We start from the raw sequence: 15,277 nt of genomic DNA, 5'->3' as shown, positions 1-15,277 counted from the left end.
GAGCGATAACACGCCTCAAGCACCTTGCGATCTTTCCTCGAAAGGTGGACTTCTCTTGCTTCGGGTATCATCCCGACCTTGAATCACGACTCACGATCTAAGAAAAGTGGGTACTAGCGCCGCGATTTTTGTGGCCGGATGGAGCGCGAAGTGGATCGATTGCCGGCCACGGCGGAACGATCCGGACCCGGATTGAGGAAGGCGTCCGTCCTTGGTCCAGCGGCGGCGCTCGTGCGACGTAACCCCAAGGATTTCTTCAACGACACGCGGATGCAGCCGTTCCTGTCGAAAGGCATCCAGCGCAGCATCGACCGCGGCAAGAAGATCGGAAAGCTCGTCGATGGCGTGCGGCGCGATGGTGTGCAGATCGCTTCGCCCTGGGTCGACGTCTTGACCGGCGGCGCCGAAGCAAACCGGCCACACGCCGCCGCGCCTCGATCGCTCTTCGCCGCGATCCGAGGGTCAGCTCTGCCGTGGGCCCGAACGTCAATGAGACGCCGTTTGAAGAATGCAAAACTGCGAGATAGCGGCTTCGGGTTGGAATCGCTCGACGTCATTGTAACAAAGGCTTCCGGAGACGTTCACAGTCTCCGCGGCACATTGCTGCGGTCAACTCACAGCGTAGGGCGCAAAGGCGCTGCGGTTTTCGTCGACTTGCAGGGCACGTCCGGCTGAGGGGAATGCCCGCTGCGGCAGGCAGGTCGTTCGCAGATCCGGCAGCCGCGTCCGATCGGAGTCGCCGCCGCGGGGTTACTGAGGTCCATGCCGTCCGAATAGACCAATCGACCGGCGTGGTGGAGGTCGCACCCGAGTGCGATAGCAAAGGTCTTTCGCGGAGGTTCAGCCGAGCCCCGCGGTCCGCAAAAGAGCATTTTCTGCCGCATGGATAGCGAGGCCTTCGCCCCGGAAAAGCCAGACCTCCTCACTCCGCCAGCCGTTCGGGTTGCTGGTTCTTGTGCTTCGGCCGCCTTGGGTGCGAGCGCTTCGCACTACCGGAAGAGCTATCCCGCCGCCGCTCGCGGTTTGCCGCTCCGTTAGCATCGGAAAGGAATTTCTCTCCAGCGAATGTCTTTCCGGACACGGAGCCTCCCGTGACCATCCGTAATCGCCCGGGGAGAAGAAGGGCCTCTTCGGTGCTAATGCTGGCGGGCAGAGCCGGTCTGCCCATTTCAGTACCGACAAGCATATTTTGATCCGGTGGGCCGCAGAGCAATCTGCGGCCCTTCCGTTTGTGGGTAGCGAGGGCTTCGCCGTGATCTAACGGCTGACGCTTGGCCGGCGTCGGGTTCCGGTTATTCGCCGATCGCGAACCGCGAACATACTGGGCGGAGCGGAAGGAGTTTTCCGAAAGTGGCGATCAATCACACCAAATACCCTAATCGACATCATTGGTCTTTTCGAGGCTTTTCGGCCTTGTGCACGCGCTACCCTGCCCTGCAGTCCATTGCGGGTCTCACCTGCTTTCGAGAAGCTGACGAGGCCGCGGTCCCGTAGCTGAGCGGCATTCGCACCGCCCAGCCTGTTCGTTCGCTAAACGTGGTCGGCCTGCCGCTATCGCAGACCGTGCCTTCGCCCGATCGTTCTCTTGCATGCCGAATCAGGCCCACGCCCGCATGACGCTGTAATTGATAAGCGGAGTCGATCAGCTTCTCTTTATAGCTCGCACGGAGACCGCCCTCCGTGGTATTATCGGGAACTCCGGCTCTGCCAGCTTCAACATCGAGCGGGACATCCCCCAACTCGTTGGCTTCCGCGAGAAAATGCCAGCAACGCAAGAAGGCCGCACTTTGCCGGCGCGGCCTTCTCGAAAACCTTCTGATCCAGCTATTCATTATTCAGCGGCGTCGGACATGGCGCCCATCATCGTTGCGGATGCGACCACGCAAAGCTCACCGCCTTGGGGTCCTTAGTGAAGATCAGGCGCGGACCATTCCAGCCGAAGGATACGCTTGTCAAGCGGGCATCTGGTGAGCACACGCTCAACGTGCGTCGCTCAGGTGAGATGCGGAGCCTTTTCGGCCTCGTCACCGCCCCAGCCGGCGTCCGCGATCGATGTGTCGATCAGCTCGCCGCGCAACAGCGCGAGCGGCGATTTGTAGTACAGCGCGACGTTGTGGAGGGGATCCGTCAGGACTTTGAAGACCCATACCAGCCCGGTCTGGCCGTCACGGGTGACGAAGAGCTGGATCATCCGAAAGAGGCCGCCGCCAATGCCTATAACGAGCCATACCGTGCCGACTTGCCGGATGAAGTCAAGCCGCCCGACAGGCGGATCGAACATGCCAAACGCCGGGAAGACGTAGAGTGCGAACGGCGCCAGGCCCCAGATTATCAAGAGCACAATCTTGCGCGTCTGGTTGTAGCCTACCTTGACCGCCTCCTTGTACTCGTTGCTGACTTTGTTCACGTTATCGTAGCCGTTCGGCTCGAAGAAGAAATGTCCGGTCTGCCGCGTCAGCATCGCAAGCCAGCCAACGAGGCCGGCCATTGCCGGGTCCTTGAACAAGAGCGCATAGCAACCGAGGAAGATGAAAGCGCTGATCAAATGCAGCGTCTGATTAACTCTGCTCCGGTGATAGTAACGGTAGTCATCCCACCGCAGGCTTCGCAGCATGTCTGACAAAGGGCTCATGATCAATCCTCGGTCATTTGACGATGTCGAAGCCATAAGCCGAGTCCGTGACAGATGCGTGAATGCATTATGATGTCGCATTGCAGCTTAATGAGGTGGCAAAGCCGAGCGCCAGGCGCACGCGAAAAGTCGGATGTTCGCGTTTCGGCTTGATATTGGTGACCAGGGCAGCCCAGTCGACCACGATCTCCTTTAACCGAATCAGACCCCTTGCAGACGGGGCGGGGCCATACGTTTTTTGAGCAGACGGTTTTCCAGGGTCAGATCGGCTACGGCCCAGGGCGGCGGCCTCCCGGCGGAGATCCTTCACCTCGCCGGAGGTCGCAGCTCGCGCCGTATCGCCCGCCAGGAGGCGCTTGCTGGCCTCGAGGAACTCCTTGGACCAGCCGTAATACATCGAGGCGGCAATGCCCTCGCGCCGACAGAGCTCGGAGAGGCACCGTCAAGTTAACGAATTGGAGCGGCCGAGGGGTAGACGACGGGCATGCCCACCGCCCGGGACCCTCTTTATCGTCGCCATCGCTTCCCACCGGAAGTGATCAGCTATGCCGTTTGGTTGTATTTCGGGTTTCCCTTAAGCTTGCGCATGGTCGAGGAAATGCTGGCGGCGCGTGGCATTGGCGTGACCTATGAAACCGTGCGCCCAGTGGGGACGGAGATTCGGCAAGGCGTTCTCCGATCGGATTCGCCAGCGCGCTCCCGCTCGCGGTGGCAAATGGCATCTGGGCGAGGTCGTTATCTCGATCACGGGCGAACAACATTGGCTCTGCCGCGCGGTCGACCAGAATGGCTCAGTTCTCGACGTCTTGATCCAGCGCCGAAGAGACTCGCGCGCTGCGCAGCGGCTCATGAAGAAGCTCTTGAAATCCGCCGGCACGCCGCCGCGCGTGATGATCACGGATAAGCTCCGTTCGTACGGCGCTGCGAGGGCGACGATGGGCTTTCACGTCGAACATCGCCAGCACAAAGCTCTCAACAATCGGGCCGAGAATTCTCATCAACCGACGCGGCGCCGCGAGCGGATCATGAAGCGTTTCAAATCGTCCCATCAGGCTCAACGGTTTCTGTCAGTTCACGATCAGGTCGCGAACCTTTTCCACATCCCCTATCCCGGAGCCGTCACCGCCGACTTTCCGTCGTGCTTCGCGCGAGCGAGCCTTTGCGACTTGGCGAGAGATCTCCACGACAAGCGCTTCGCCGAATCCCTTCGGCTCAGAGGTTGATTAAGTTGACGATGCCGAAGGCGGAGGGTTTCCCCCGTCACAGTCTGTTCGGAAGTGAGCTGTCCGATCCCCAGCTCCTTAGTCATTATCCTGGTCATCGTCATGTCCCGGCAAGGGATCCGGAAACTCCCCGGGCCAGCACTTTGTCCTTGCTGACCTGATTGTTCCTTGGTCGAGGACGCGCCTGGCTTAAACAAGAAGATGTTCGGCTCATCATCCGATGCCAGCCATAAGGTCACGCCGGCACGAGAAGCCTCTGGCGCCTCGGTTTCACTTCGATCCTGACTTCGACATCCCGGTTGAGCTTCACAAGCATGGCGATGAGGCGATCGAGCGTGAAGCGATCGAGATTAGCCTTGCGTACACGCGAGAAATCGGCCGCCGCAAAACCGGTGAGATCATGCGCCTTCCGCACGCTGATCTCCTGCTTGTCCAGGACGCCAATGATCTTCGCCGCAAGAATGGCCTTGGCTTGATGAATATCCGCGTCGGGATAGCCAAAGTCACGGAAGACATTGCCGCTGCCGCGCACCAATTCAACGCCGTTCTTTTTCATCGCAAAGCCTCCTTCAGTCGTTTGATGCGTTCCTTGATCCGGTCCACGTCCATCTGCGGTGTCTTGATCCCGCTCTTGGATTTCTTCTGGAACGCATCTACCACCCATAAGTCATCGCCGATCTGGACCGCGTAGATCGCCCTGAAAGCGTCGCCACGGTGCTTTAAGGCAATCTCGAACACGCCCGAGCCCACGCCCTTGAATGGCTTGGCGATGTCGGCCTTTCCGCCACGCGCAGCAACCGTCAAGGCTGTCAGCATGTCGAGCTGGACCTCGCGCGGGAATTCCTCAAAGTCTTTCCTCGCGGCTTTTAGCCACGAGATCGTGCGTACCAGTTCCGGCATATGGGGAATGTTGTCATATTTGACAACGTAAGTCAAGGAATCCTGATCCCTTTTACTGCTGAGCGTGTCCCTGCCAAAGGTTTTCCGCCGAGTACAATTCTCCGCTCGTCATTGACGCAGTCATTCCAAAGATATTGCCGTCCTGAAGTTCGCCTTTTCTTTCCGATGATCCGCTTTGGGCAAAGTTCGCCGAGATCTGGCGAGGTGGACCGTCGCACGCGCCTTCATGGCGAACTGCCGGAGATCGGCACGCCCGGTGGTGACCGCTCGTTACGCGGTCACTGCAATTGTTCAAGAGTTCGTCTCGGGGCGATCAAGCCACGTCGCTGTCTTCGTCGGTCCGCCTCGAGTTGGTCGGCCTCGTCCGACGCCAGCACAGGAAACTCTCCCGCCAGCATTTTGTCCTTGCTGAGCAGGCCGGCCTCCTCGAGCATCTCCATGTCCGGAAGATCGCGCAGCGTCTGCAGGCCGAAGTGCGACAGGAACGCTTTTGTCGTCACGTAGGTGTAGGGGGCCCCTAGCCCGTCCTATTCGTGAGAGTGCGGCTTTTTGGCCCGATTGATGCGGCCGCACATCTTGTCTGACGAGGCGCACAGGATTGCCTTCGGCTTTTCACCGCCTGACCACCTGTACTTTGCAACGCGCTTGAGGGATAGGTTGGGCGAACGGGGGGCGGACGCCCCGCCGGTCAAGGACTGAGCGGCAGCAGCGCGCCGGGCAAGCCGCGGATCAGGTCGGCTTCGGGACATGCCGCGGCGAACGCAAGGCGAATGCGGCTCGTGGTCTCGACCACACGGGCAGCGAGTTTCAAGAGCCGAAGACGCAGCCTCGCGAACTCGGCAGTGGCCAATTCCCGGGCTTTGGGAATGGCGTCGCGCACGGTCAGCATCAGCCAATAAGCGGCCGTATGGAGCACGAGACGGACCTGGTTGGCGAGCGCCGAACGGCAGCTGGTGCGGTCGGAGGCGAGCTGTGTCTTATGCAGCTTGATCAGATTCTCGGCTTGGCCGCGCGCGCAATACAGGCTGTCGTAGATCCACTCGGCCGAGCCGACATCGAGGCTGGTGACGACGAAACGGATGTCGAGGCCGAGCATCGTCGCCTCAATACGGGCGACAGTGCGCCGTTCGCGATCCCAGGACTTTGCCTTGTGGCGGGTCTCGGTATAGCCACGCAGAACCGGCAGGTTCTCGATGGCGCGTCGGGTGCGGATGTCGTCGGCGACCTCGTCGACTTTTCTGGCGAGAGGCTTGGTGCCGGACAGACCGAAGATGTAGTCGATGCCGTTGGTCTCGCACCACGCCATGGCCTCCGGCCGGGCATAGTGCCCGTCGCCACGGAACGTAATTTGCGTGTTGTGCCATCGCGTGCGGATATGCCGTACCAGGCGGCGCAGATGGGCACGCACCTCGACGCCGCCCGGCGTCTTGCCGGGCCGCAGCACGACCGCCACGGGCCGGCTCTTCTCCGTGTCGTAGACGTGGATCGGCAGAAAGCAGCGTTCATCATAATGAGCGTTGAACAGCGAGAGCTGCTGACGGCCGTGGACGACGTCGCAGGTATCATCGATGTCGAGCGTGACGGATGCCGGCTCGTGGGGGTAGCTATCCATCCATGCGTCGACCAAAATGTAGGTCAGTCGGATCACGTCGCGCAGGCGCGGAGCATTCTCCAGCCGCGACAGCGTCGGCTGGGAACACAAATCCCGGCCCGTGTCCGGTAGGCGACCGCAGGCCAGCTTGAATGCCGGATCGGACCGCAGATGATCGAGGTCGTCGGCGTCCTCGTAGCCGCAGCAGATCGCGAACATGCGCGCGCGGAACATATCGACCAGGCTGTGCACGACCCGCGTCGGATCGCGCCGATCCGGGAACGCCCGGGCCAGATTGTCGGCCAAACCGAGACGCCGCTCGGCCATCGCCAGAAGCATCACGCCCCCGTTCGAGGTCAGGCGCCCACCATCGAAGGCAGCTGTGACTTTCTTGGCGTGAACGGCTGGAAACGAGAAGGGCGGAATCGTATCATCGGTCATGGCGGGCGTGGCGTTCGCGGTTGAAGGTGATGGGGTGGCTTCGCAACCGAATCCTACGCCGCATCAGCGCTTTACACCACGCTCGCCAGCCCTCAGGCGCACTCTTACGAATAAGACGGGTTAAGTTGAAGAAAGATTGAGTGACTCCCGATCATTTCTGTGCCGAAACGCGGAGTCGCGGTCGTGCCGCGTCCAAAGAGAGCTGGCCCCGGTTGTTTGGACAGCGCCCTGCTGGATTTAAGTGGATTCCTGCCGGGTTATGCTGAACGAGGGGCTTTACGGTTTTGTCGTTGCGTCGGGAGGGCGTAGCCCGACCAGAGCGACGACAAAACCGTCGGCGACGGTCATGCGGCCATCACCATAGCTTGCGTGCCGAAGTAAGCCTCGTCGGGCGTGCGCCCGTCAAGGCTCGAGTGAGGGCGTCCCTGATTGTAGAAGGCCAGATACTTGGCAATTGACGCTCGCGCCTCGGACACGCTGTCGTAGGCGCGGAGATAAACTTCTTCGTATTTGACCGTGCGCCAGAGCCGCTCGACAAACACGTTGTCGCGCCAGGCGCCCTTGCCGTCCATGCTGATGGCGATCTTCGCGTCCAGCAGCACATCGGTGAACTCGAGGCTGGTGAACTGGCTGCCCTGATCCGTGTTGAAAATCTCGGGCCTGCCGTGCTTCGCCAACGCCTCCTGGACCGCTTCGACGCAGAAGGCCGCCTCCATTGTGATCGAGACGCGATGGGCCAGGACCCGTCGGCTGAACACATCGACGACCGCCGCGAGATAGACGAAGCCACGCCGCATCGGAATGTAGGTGATGTCCATTGCCCACGCATGGTCGGGCCGCTCGATCTTCAATCCGCGCAACAGGTACGGGTAGATCTTGTGACCCGGAGCCGGCTTGCTCGTGTTCGGGCGACGATAGACCGCCTCGATCCCCATGCGCTTCATCAGCGTCGCGATGTGGCGGCGACCGGCGTATACGCCCTCCCGCCGCAGCAACGATCGCAGCATACGCGCTCCCGCGAAGGGATAATCGAGATGCAGCTCATCGAGCCGACGCATCAAGGCAAGGTCCTCGGCCGAAACTGGCCGAGGTTCATAGTAGACCGTGCTGCGAGCCAGCTTCAGGACCTTCGCCTGGCGCACGATAGAAAGATCATGATCGCGGTCGATCATCGCTTTGCGCTCAGCAGGCCCGCCTTGGTGAGCGCGCCGGACAAAAAATCGTTTTCCAACGCCAGCTTGCGGATTTCACGGATCGTGAGCATCGATTTCGCGCGATCGTGAGCACTGAATTCAGACGATCGTGAGCAGCCCGCTACGGCCGATGGGAGATAGAGTCAGTGTTCTGGTTGGCCGTCAAGGGTGATGGTTTTGGCGCTGCGTTTTCGCATGCTTTCTCCGGTGAGCTGGAGGCGGTGGGCGTTGTGGACGAGGCGATCGAGAATGGCGTCGGCGACCGTGGGGTCCCCAATGGCTCCATGCCAGGTGTCCACGGGAAGCTGACTTGTGACGATGGTGGATGCGCGGCCATGGCGGTCCTCGAGGATTTCGAGCAGATCGCGGCGTTCCGCGGCGGTGAGCACCGATAGTCCCCAATCATCCAAAATCAGAAGCTGAGCGCGGCCGAGGCTTTTGAGGAGCCGGGCGTAGCGTCCGTCTCCGCGCGCGAGCGCGAGCGCCTCGAACAGCCTTGGAACGCGATGATAGAGGACTGATCGGTTGTCGCGGCAGGCCTTGTGGCCGAGCGCGCAGGCTAACCAACTTTTGCCCAGGCCGGTTGCCCCGGTGACGAGCAAATTCTCGTGGCGATCGATCCAGCGACCTTCGACGAGTTTGGCGAAAACGGCGCGGTCGATGCCCCGCGGGGTGCGCAGATCGACGTCCTCGACGCAAGCAGTCTGGCGCAGTGCGGCGATCTTGAGGCGCGTGGTGAGCCGCCTGGTGTCGCGTTCGGCGGCTTCGCGGTCGACCAACAGGCCGATGCGATCTTCGAACGGCAGGGCTTCGAGATCGGGCGATCGGCGCTGCTCCTCGAAGGCCTTGGCCATTCCGGTCAGGCCAAGCTCGATCAGCCGTTCGTGGGTTGGGTGGTTAAGCATGCCGGGTCTCTCCTTGCTTCAGTGGAAGTAGTCGCGTCCGCGGATGTTGCCGTGGCGCAGGGGCTGGTGCTCGAAAGATTCGTCGAAGAACGTGCGATCGAGGCCGTTCTGGAGGATCGATCTAATCGAGGCGACGGAGCGCGCCTTGATGAGGATGCCCCTCTGGCAGGCTGCGTCGAGGCGTTCGGCGCCGTAGCTTTTGACGAGCGCCAGAATGCCAAGGCAGGTTCGAAAGCCTTGTTCTGGATGGGGGCGGGCGTCGATCACGGCCTGGAAAAACGCTGCTGTCGAAGGACCGATCCGCTCGCCGGCGGCGATCACCGCGGCGGGGGTCCATTTGCCGTAGCGGCGATGGGCGCTGGGCATGTGGTCGGCGATGGTGGTGTGTCCGCGTCGGTTGGGCGCGCGGGCATGGCTGGCGATCCGCTGGCCCTTGTGGAAGATCTCGACCGTCCGATCGTCGATACGGGCATCGACCAGCTCGCCAATCAGACGATACGGCGCGGAGTACCAATGGCCGTCGACCTCGACATGATAATCGGGAGCGAGGCGGCAGCGCTTCCAGCGTGCGAAGGCATAAGGCTGATCTGGCAGCGGGGTTAGCTTGGGTTTGTCGAGTTCGGCAAACAGTTCGGCGCGGCTTGAGCCGAAGCCACGCATTTGACGAGCATTGAGTTCGTCGACGAGTGTCTTGATGGCGGCGTTGAGCTCGGCCCGGGAAAAGAAGCGCTGATTGCGCAGCCGGGCCAGAATCCAGCGCTGGGCGATTTGCACCGCGACCTCGACCTTCGCCTTGTCTTTTGGGCGCCGCGGCCGTGCGGCGAGAATGGCCGTGCCGTAATGGCTCGCCATCTCGGCATAAGTGCGATTGAGGCCGGGATCGTAGCGGTCGGGGTTGCTGACGGCGGCTTTGAGGTTGTCGCAGACCACGAACGTCGGCGTTCCGCTCAAAAACGTGAACAAGTTGACGTGGGCCCGGATCCAGTCGGCCAAGCTCTCGCTGGGGCAGGCCTCGGCGTAGGTGTAGTTCGAAGCGCCCATCGCCGCGACGAACAGCTTCATCGGCTGCACTTCCCCGGTCAGGGGATCGACGATGTCGATGGTGTCGCCGGCGAAATCCACGAACACCTTCTCGCCGCCCAGATGAATCTGCCGCATCGAAGGTCGGACCCGCCCCTTCCAGGCCTCGTAGGTAGTGCAGAACCACGTGTACCCGAAACCGTCGGGATTAACGGCGCGATACTCCTCCCAGAGCAGGCGACGGGTTACGTTGCGCCGGCGGAGCTCTTTATCGATGTAGCTCCAGTCGGGCACCGGCCGCTGCGGGCTCTGAGACGCTGGTCGTGGGGCCGGGAAAAGCAAAAGCTCCAGGTCTTCATCGGTCATTCCCTCCGGAAGCGGCCAGCTCAACCCAGCAGAGCGGGCGCGGCTCAGGTAGCTGTGCACAACGCCGTTGCTGACGCCCACGCTCCGCGCGATGGCCCGCTCTGGCAGGCCTTGAAAATGTTTTAACCGAAGGACTTCCTTGATCCGGCGCATCGACAATCTCTGGGTAGGCATTGGACTTCCTCGTTAACCACGAGGTCATCCCTAAGCCGGTTGAGTTGTCGGCCGAAGCGCTGCAAGGCTCCGAAAGCCTTGCTCACGATCCCGCGAAATCGTTGCTCACGATCGTCTGAAATCTCTGCTCACGATCCCCTGAAATCCGCGCTCACGATCCCGCGAAACGCGCAGCCAGCTCGCCGATCTTGGCATGTAACGCCTTCAAATCGACCGGCGTCTCGGCCGATGTCTTGTCATGCCCAAACACGCCGGCGGCGCCTTCCAGGAGCTGGTTTTTCCAGATCGTGATCTGGTTCGGATGAACATCAAACAGTTGCGCCAGCTCCGCCAGTGTCTTGTCGCCTTTGACCGCAGCCAAAGCAACCTTCGCCTTGAATGCCGGAGAATGCGTCCGGCGGCTCTTCTTCGTCATCTTCGCTCCTGATTCGCAGCAAGAATCCTCGCCGCTGTCAGGCAGAAAATCCACTCAAGCTACTGTCCGAATTTGCGGGGCCAGCTCTATACCGACGAAGGCAGGGCTCGATGCTGCTAAAGAATTCCAGCACCTGTGATCGCCGCAAGGCGCGCCGGGCAGCGACGTGCCCGCCTTCGGTGATGGCGTGGACTTGAAAGACCGACTTGGCCAGATCTAGTCCGATTGTGATAATCTTCTCCATGGGAACGGTTCCTTCTCTCGTGTGGCGATTGGCGTCACCACAGTAGACCTCCTCAAGGCCGGTTCGAAGGGCCGTTCCACACCATCAGTTTTGGTGCAGCTACGTTTATTCTGCGCCGATTAGTCCGGCTTGAAGCAGATCGATTTTGCCACGGCCGTACATTTGGCGTCTGTGAGCTGCACACCTGAAGGTCAGCCTGGCGAATGCGCCTTCGGCGCCCGCGACGAGTTTCATCTCGCCGCCATTGTGCAGAACCTCAACACAATGGTGCTGCGTCTACTCGGTCCGCCACCAAGAGGAGCCCCTGCGGTGTTCGCCGTCAGGGCCTGCGAGACAAACTGAGGGATTTTGCGGAGGGATATGGCGCGACAATCCTGATTGCCGCTGCCATGCGCCGTTCCGCCGCGTAACCGAGTAAGATACCTGCTTAGATGATTCTGTAGATGCGAGGCTAGCGTGGACCGACACAATTATGACCCAACCAACGTAACAGCTTCGTCGCAGGTGCAGCACGACCTGTTGCAGGAGCAGCAGGCGGGCCAAGCCGGGCAAGAGGCCTTTGAGCAGCAATTGCACGAGGCGCGCCAGGCCGATACCGCGATGCCGGACCGGGGGAACACTCCCAATGTGTCTAGCGACGGCCAGCAGTCCCCGGACGAACCGATAGGTGCACTCGCCGGGAGCAACCTTCTGCCAAGCGAGAAGGTTCTCATCAAAGATGGGCATGACACAGCTGAGTTGAGACCAACGAACAGGCCGAGGACCCCAGACTATCCGCAAGCCGTTGCCATTGAGCGGCAGCTGAGCGAGGTCGCCAATTCAGTTGGAGGTGGTGGAGCAATGCCTGGCGCCTCGGCCCCGCAGCCGGCTCAGTTAACTCTGGTTTCAATAGCGGGCACAAAAAGGAAACAGCCTCTTTATTCCAAGGATGCTCTCGTTGTTTTGGGGTTTAGGGAGGCCCTCATCGAGGGCAAGCTCGCCGAATCCTTCGTCCAGAGGATTGTAGGTCCTCTTCTTAGCTTTGGCCGCTGGCTCTGCGTAAATAACAAGACGGGCATTGTTGCTCGGCTAGACAACAATTCGCTGACCGATGGCGGTGATGTGTTCCAGCACAACGGAAACAGTGATCTCATATTGGCACTAGACCATCTCCGGACCTGGCGGTCGACGGGGCGCGTTCCCCGTCCAGCTCCCGTGCGCAAGCGCCAAAAAGCATCCACCGTCTATCCCCATGTGTCTGGGTGCGACCGGGAGCTTATCAGGGAGGTGGCTCAGGGCGTTATTGCAAGTCGGAAGCTGAAAGACGCGGTGGCTAACGGTTATACGCGCAATCTTAACAGGTTGGCGAATGATCTCGGGGAGCGCGGTCTATCGCTTGACGGGAGTAGCGACGCTTTCTTGCTCGCCCATGCTAAAGAAATCTTCAAGGGTGATAAACTTATGCGGGCCGCGGTGGGGGCGCTTAGAGAACATCGTGCCCCCAACGCTCCGGGCGCTTCATCTATTGGTGGGCGCCCACCGCTTCCTCCTGCCGATGGTGACGAAGGGCTCATTAAGGGCGCCATAAGCCACGCCCTTGAGAGCAACAAGTTGAGTTCGACTACCGCCCAGAGTTACGATTGGGCGCTTCGCAAATTCTCCCGAGAGCTAGGGCTTGACGGCGATTCGCTTTCTGCACTCGATCACGTAGCCCTACGTGTCAACGCGGACAGATTGTTTCGCAACGTCGGGTGGAAAATGGTCTTGGACGGCGGGCTGAAAGCGCTTCGTGAGTATCGTCAGGCGAAGGCTTCAGGCCCCTCGGTGGAGGGGGCTTCGGGCGCAGGCGGCTCTCAGCAGGGCGCAGGTGAGGCTACCCAGTCGCCGATGGTAGACGTCGATCCCGAGGAGCTTCGGCAGCTGTTGGATGATGAGGCCGACGAGCCGCCGATCATGGCTGACGATCCAGAGCTTCTGCCACCGGAACAAGAGCTTCCGGAGGAGATTCAGGGACCGCGGGATCATCAATCCGGCCCCTTGTCGGCTCTCGAGCCAAGCGTGCGCGACGACCATGCGCCGGAGCCCGCAGAGTCCTTTCCTGACTTGAGCGGACACCGCGACCTCCAACAGGCCGCGCACGAGCTGATGGGGGCGCTTGAGTGGAGCAACTTCCTGCCAAGCGAGGAGGTTCTCATTAACGATGAGCATGGCACAGCGGAACTGAGACCAGCGAAGAGGCCCAGGACTCTAGATAATCCGCAAGAGGTCGCAATTCAGGGGATGCTGATCGGAAACGGCAATTCAGGCGGCCGCGTGCTGATGCAGGCCCCCATCCACCAGGTGGGCGCACGGCCATGGGACGCCGCCGCGCAGCACAGTGCTCCGCAGGAAGCTGTCAGTTCGCCAGTGGTCATTCCAGCGGAAAATTACGATCAGGATCTGCTTTGGGGGGGCGCGGACGAGGCCGCCTCACCGCCGTCTCGCGAGACAAGCGCGAGCCATCCCCAGGCACCGGATTCCAGAGAGGCCGTCCATCCCCTTAACTGGCCGCACAATCACCAAGGCGCCTTGGACGAGATGACCGGGCGCAATCTCCTGCCGAGCCGGCAGGAGGGCCGGATTGAGGCAATGGTTCATCCGAATCCGTTCGAGTTGCGTGACGACCTCGTCCCGACGCCTGACTTTCGGCCGCTGTTTGCCGGGACAGTACCGGGTCATCACCAGGGCGATCGACAGCCCGGTTCGCCGCAGGGGCTTTCTCCGGTGCCAGCCTCCTCGGACGATGAAGCTTTGGCGTGCGAGGAGTTGTCGCGGCGGCAGATGCAAGAACCGGCCTCACCATCAACCGGCAGGGCTCCGTCAGACATCTACGGCGGTCTTGAATCATTGGTTGATCTGACTACGTTCACGCCGTCCGACTTGCGCGACGATGCTCACTTTGCGCCAGCGCCCTCTGCCAGGGCTCGCTCAGACAACTATGGTGCTCTTGATCCATTCATTGATCTGACTGCGCCCACACTGTCCCCATTGCGCGACGATGCTGTTTCTGTGCCGGTGTTTCCGAGCACATCCGCCGATGCTCAGATCGTGGCGTTGAATCCGACAGCCTCGTCCCGCGGGCTGGTGCTCGACGACGAGCAATGGCTGGGCGACGAGCATATCCTCAGGGATTACCAGCTTCTGGAGCAGGATTTGCTGAGGCACCCTCTGGATATCCCCACCCTGGATATCGCCGCCCGGACGCGGTTGGTGGATCCTACTGTGGCCCATAATCTGCTGCGCTCTCCCAACGATACCGTCGTGGAACTCGCATTGCAGCGCATCGTCTATGATGACAACGGTAATGATACAGCCGACTTCCTGTTCCTGCCAGTGAACGACGCCGATCCTACAGATCCTCGTTGCCAAGGGAATCATTGGTCGCTGCTGTTCGTTGATCGTCGCGACCGGAACTCGCCGATTGCCTATCACTACGATTCCTTCTGGGGATTCAACGAGACGTCTGCAGACCATCTGGCAGGAAGGCTGGGCCTCCCCGGCGACTCGGTGCAAGCCGGCATGGCCCAGCAGCAGAACGGCTGGGATTGCGGCGTCTTTGTCGTGGACGGCACGCGAGCGCTGGTTAGGGGGTTGGTGGCAGGCCAGCGAGGCCTGCAGAACCTTAGCAACCTCAGCGTCAGTCGGCCGGCACTGCAAACCCGACTGAGGGGCTGATAAGGGGTCAACTGCTCCTAACAAACAGATGCTCGGCGCGGTAGCTCCCGGTGAGCGCCTTCGCGATCGTCTCGGCACTGGAGTGGCAACTGTAGTGGCGCAAGCACGCCAGCGCCTCGGGATCGCGCTCGCCGGCAAGGATCGCGCGTATGATACGCAGGCCGGTCGCGCCGGTGATGTCGGCGACGACGTGGTGGAGCTGAAGATTCATCTCCGTCAAGGCCTTCTGCATATGCTGGATGTGTGAGGCCGCGTACTCCAGCAGACGCTCGCGCTGACGCACGTAGGCTCGCAGCTCGGCAATCTGCCCTTTGGGCCGAAAGCTGGCCCGCAGCAACCCGAATGAATGGAGCCGCTGCAGCCATTGCGCATCGCTGACATCGGTCTTGCGCCCCGGCACGTGCTTGGCATCGCGCGCGTTGACAAGAAACACGTTAAATCCCCGGGCATCGAGAAGCTCGAAGAGAGCTGGCCCCGCAA

General features: G+C 61.0%; 9 protein-coding genes and 7 pseudogenes. 3 read left to right on the top strand and 13 right to left on the bottom strand.

All coding sequences use genetic code 11. The annotated features are described in order from the left end of the window. Positions 1 to 150 precede the first annotated feature (150 nt). Positions 151 to 675, top strand: a complete 525-nt coding sequence (locus ABIF91_RS43625; RefSeq protein ID WP_424579890.1) for a hypothetical protein — start codon at positions 151 to 153, stop codon at positions 673 to 675. Here ABIF91_RS43625 and ABIF91_RS43620 read toward each other — a convergent pair. The 3 genes and pseudogenes from ABIF91_RS43620 to ABIF91_RS43610 form a co-directional block, all read right to left on the bottom strand. After that, complete coding sequence (locus ABIF91_RS43620) at positions 615 to 872, bottom strand: short-chain fatty acyl-CoA regulator family protein (RefSeq protein WP_225006026.1); 258 nt, start codon at positions 870 to 872, stop codon at positions 615 to 617. The genes ABIF91_RS43625 and ABIF91_RS43620 overlap by 61 nt on opposite strands. A 1,121-nt stretch (positions 873 to 1,993) precedes the next feature. Then, positions 1,994 to 2,632, bottom strand: coding sequence for a hypothetical protein (locus tag ABIF91_RS43615; RefSeq protein ID WP_035680285.1), 639 nt, complete (start codon positions 2,630 to 2,632; stop codon positions 1,994 to 1,996). Positions 2,633 to 2,863: 231 nt separating this feature from the next. After that, positions 2,864 to 3,068: pseudogene (locus ABIF91_RS43610) on the bottom strand (IS3 family transposase); the annotation flags it as partial. A gap of 48 nt (positions 3,069 to 3,116) precedes the next feature. Between ABIF91_RS43610 and ABIF91_RS43605 the strand changes: the two are divergent. Continuing rightward, positions 3,117 to 3,859: pseudogene (locus ABIF91_RS43605) on the top strand (IS6 family transposase). Between the two features lie 231 nt (positions 3,860 to 4,090). On the opposite strand, the gene ABIF91_RS43600 reads toward ABIF91_RS43605, so the two are convergent. The 9 genes and pseudogenes from ABIF91_RS43600 to ABIF91_RS43560 form a co-directional block, all read right to left on the bottom strand. After that, entirely contained in the window at positions 4,091 to 4,411 is a 321-nt protein-coding gene (locus ABIF91_RS43600) for a helix-turn-helix domain-containing protein (RefSeq protein ID WP_028181696.1), read from the bottom strand. Next, positions 4,408 to 4,791: a type II toxin-antitoxin system RelE/ParE family toxin gene (locus ABIF91_RS43595; RefSeq protein WP_244430985.1), complete on the bottom strand. Its 384-nt coding sequence runs from the start codon at positions 4,789 to 4,791 to the stop codon at positions 4,408 to 4,410. Before ABIF91_RS43595 ends, ABIF91_RS43600 begins: the two co-directional genes overlap by 4 nt. A gap of 242 nt (positions 4,792 to 5,033) precedes the next feature. Continuing rightward, positions 5,034 to 5,273 (bottom strand): annotated as a pseudogene (locus ABIF91_RS43590) (hypothetical protein); the annotation flags it as partial. Positions 5,274 to 5,443: 170 nt separating this feature from the next. Next, positions 5,444 to 6,787: an IS1380-like element ISBdi2 family transposase gene (locus ABIF91_RS43585; RefSeq protein ID WP_284277757.1), complete on the bottom strand. Its 1,344-nt coding sequence runs from the start codon at positions 6,785 to 6,787 to the stop codon at positions 5,444 to 5,446. Positions 6,788 to 7,131: 344 nt separating this feature from the next. Beyond that, a pseudogene (locus ABIF91_RS43580) lies at positions 7,132 to 8,036 on the bottom strand (IS3-like element ISRj2 family transposase); the annotation flags it as partial. An 87-nt stretch (positions 8,037 to 8,123) separates the two neighbouring features. Then, on the bottom strand, positions 8,124 to 8,885 hold the full coding sequence (gene istB, locus ABIF91_RS43575; protein ID WP_011090937.1) for an IS21-like element ISFK1 family helper ATPase IstB: 762 nt from the start codon (positions 8,883 to 8,885) through the stop codon (positions 8,124 to 8,126). 18 nt (positions 8,886 to 8,903) lie between these two features. Continuing rightward, positions 8,904 to 10,445 carry an IS21-like element ISFK1 family transposase gene (gene istA / locus ABIF91_RS43570; RefSeq protein ID WP_424578820.1) on the bottom strand — a complete coding sequence of 514 codons (1,542 nt, stop codon included), beginning with the start codon at positions 10,443 to 10,445 and terminating at the stop codon, positions 8,904 to 8,906. A 175-nt stretch (positions 10,446 to 10,620) separates the two neighbouring features. After that, positions 10,621 to 10,860 (bottom strand): annotated as a pseudogene (locus ABIF91_RS43565) (transposase); the annotation flags it as partial. A 97-nt stretch (positions 10,861 to 10,957) separates the two neighbouring features. Next, positions 10,958 to 11,104 (bottom strand): annotated as a pseudogene (locus tag ABIF91_RS43560) (IS110 family transposase); the annotation flags it as partial. Between the two features lie 456 nt (positions 11,105 to 11,560). Between ABIF91_RS43560 and ABIF91_RS43555 the strand changes: the two are divergent. Continuing rightward, positions 11,561 to 14,797 carry a Ulp1 family isopeptidase gene (locus ABIF91_RS43555; protein ID WP_244430240.1) on the top strand — a complete coding sequence of 1,079 codons (3,237 nt, stop codon included), beginning with the start codon at positions 11,561 to 11,563 and terminating at the stop codon, positions 14,795 to 14,797. Between the two features lie 22 nt (positions 14,798 to 14,819). Here ABIF91_RS43555 and ABIF91_RS43550 read toward each other — a convergent pair. Next, a pseudogene (locus ABIF91_RS43550) lies at positions 14,820 to 15,277 on the bottom strand (IS110 family transposase); the annotation flags it as partial.

Origin of the sequence: Bradyrhizobium sp. USDA 241, assembly GCF_049739505.1 — a bacterium.
Taxonomy (GTDB): Bacteria; Pseudomonadota; Alphaproteobacteria; order Rhizobiales; family Xanthobacteraceae; genus Bradyrhizobium; species Bradyrhizobium liaoningense.
This window is presented reverse-complemented; position numbering and strand designations above follow the sequence as displayed.

Coding starts and splice junctions, on each gene's coding strand:
- ABIF91_RS43620 (WP_225006026.1), bottom strand. CDS start 872: ATGCTCTTTTGCGGACCGCGGGGCTCGGCTGAACCTCCGCGAAAGACC.
- ABIF91_RS43615 (WP_035680285.1), bottom strand. CDS start 2,632: ATGAGCCCTTTGTCAGACATGCTGCGAAGCCTGCGGTGGGATGACTAC.
- ABIF91_RS43600 (WP_028181696.1), bottom strand. CDS start 4,411: ATGAAAAAGAACGGCGTTGAATTGGTGCGCGGCAGCGGCAATGTCTTC.
- ABIF91_RS43585 (WP_284277757.1), bottom strand. CDS start 6,787: ATGACCGATGATACGATTCCGCCCTTCTCGTTTCCAGCCGTTCACGCC.
- istB (WP_011090937.1), bottom strand. CDS start 8,885: ATGCTTAACCACCCAACCCACGAACGGCTGATCGAGCTTGGCCTGACC.
- istA (WP_424578820.1), bottom strand. CDS start 10,445: ATGCCTACCCAGAGATTGTCGATGCGCCGGATCAAGGAAGTCCTTCGG.